This window comes from Nocardia xishanensis NBRC 101358, assembly GCF_001613365.1.
GTDB lineage: Bacteria > Actinomycetota > Actinomycetes > Mycobacteriales > Mycobacteriaceae > Nocardia > Nocardia xishanensis.
In genome coordinates this window covers 1-1,844 of record NZ_BDCF01000114.1, presented here as the reverse complement: position 1 = coordinate 1,844, position 1,844 = coordinate 1, and the positions used below count along the sequence as shown (strand labels likewise).

Here is a 1,844-nt window from a genome sequence, read left to right as displayed (position 1 = left end):
GCGGCGGTGGCGGCGGAGGCGGGGCGGGAGAACCACCGCGCGCCTCCGGACCGCAGGGCTCGGCCGGAGTACCGTCCGGTGCAGCGCGGGCGGCAGGCCGCATCGGAGCGGCGAGAGCCGCGGCGGGCAGTATGCGCAACGTCGACGAATCCATGGGTGATGTCGCAGGCGACCGTTGGGCGAACCGCTCGCCCGACCTCGGGAGGAGCACCATTCCGCGATGACGATGACCGAACCCTACGAGCGCCGTTCCTACGGGCTGTGGCAGAAGCCGCGCAGCGCAGGCCTTTTCGGCCTGCGCTGGGAAGAGACGGTGATCGGCTTCGTTGTCGTGATCACCGCGCTGATCTGCGCGATGGTCGGCGGCTTCCAATGGGGTCTCATCGTCGGCGGCGTCGGCGTGGCGGTGATGGTTCCACTGGTGTGGCGGACGGGGGGCCGCTCCGGTTATGAGACGGGATTGATGATGTTCAACTGGATGCGCTCGCGAAACAACGGCGAGCACGTGTACCGGGGCGGGCGTTTCTCCCGCATCCCCGGCGGCGTCACGCGGCTGCCGGGCCTGCTCGCCCCCTCGAAGCTGTACGAGGGTATCGACGCGGGCGGCTACAGCTTCGGCATGATCCACCTGCCGCAGTTCGCGCAGTACACCGTGGTGCTGCGGGCTTGGCCGCAGGGCCACGAGGCGGTGGACCAGCCGGTGATCGACCGCTGGGTCTCGGCGTGGGGCACCTTCTTGGCGTCGGTGGGTCAGACCAGCGACATCGTGGCCGTGGTTCCGGTGATCGACACCGTTCCCGAAACCGGAAACCGTTTGCTCACCGAGGTTTCCACCATCACCCGTCCCGAGGCGCCGGAACTGGCCCAGCAGGTGATGTACGAGCTGGCCACCGAGCTGCCGCAGGAGCGGGTGCAGTTGCTGCCGCGCGTCGCCATCACGTTCAAGGCCACCACCGCGGAACGCCGTAAGAACCCGGCCGAGGAGGCCGTCGAGATCGGCAGGCGCCTGCCCGGCATCTGCGCGGCACTCGCCGAGGCGGGCGTGCGCGCCCAGCCGATGTCGGCCGACGAGGTGATCGCCTTCATCCGGCGCAGCTACGACCCGGCCTCGCAGGCCGATCTCGAGGTCGCCGCCTCCGAACCCGAAGGGCACGGGCTGGATTGGGCCGACGCGGGCCCGGTCTCGCACGACGAGAAGTGGGACCACCTGATTCACGACGGCGGCCGCTCGGTGACGTGGGAGATGGACGCCGCCCCCGAGGGCGCGGTGGACGAGCGGGTGCTGCAGCGGCTGCTCGCGCCCAACCCCGAGGTGCCGCGCAAGCGCATCGCGATCGTGTACCGGCCGCACTCGGCCGCCGACGCCGCCGAGATCGTCGACGACGACTTCAAGAACGCGCTGGTGGCACAGCAGAGCGAACGCGGCGTCGTCTCGGCCGCCGCGACCCTGCGGGTCGGCGCCACCCAGCAGGCCCGTGAGGAACAGGCGAGGGGTCACGGTGTGACCCGCTTCGGTGCGCTGGTGACCATCACCGAGCCACTGCGCGGCGATCTTCCGCGCATCGAAGCCATTACGCGTGACCTGTCCACCCAGGCGCGCTTGAAGATCCGGCGGTGCTACCGCTACCAGGCGGCGGCCTTCGCGGCCTCGCTCGGGTGCGGGGTGATTCTGCCGGAGCACGCGACGATTCCGAAGGCATTGGCGGGGTGAGCGATCCATGACACGTGACCACGAGCCACCCGTACGGGAGCGAGACGAGGCGGCGCGGCGTGTGCGGCGCGAGGACGTCGAACGCGAGGAATGGGGTCGTCCCGCGGGCGAGGGCAGGATGCATCGCCCGCCC

1 protein-coding gene and 1 pseudogene are annotated in these 1,844 nt (G+C 70.5%); both read left to right on the top strand.

The annotated features are described in order from the left end of the window. Positions 1 to 224, top strand: a pseudogene (locus NX1_RS37580) (hypothetical protein); the annotation flags it as partial. Then, the gene (locus NX1_RS34890; RefSeq protein ID WP_068069440.1) at positions 221 to 1,711 is read left to right on the top strand and encodes an SCO6880 family protein; all 1,491 of its coding nucleotides are present in this window, start codon (positions 221 to 223) and stop codon (positions 1,709 to 1,711) included. The pseudogene NX1_RS37580 and the gene NX1_RS34890, both read left to right, overlap by 4 nt. Positions 1,712 to 1,844: the final 133 nt, after the last annotated feature.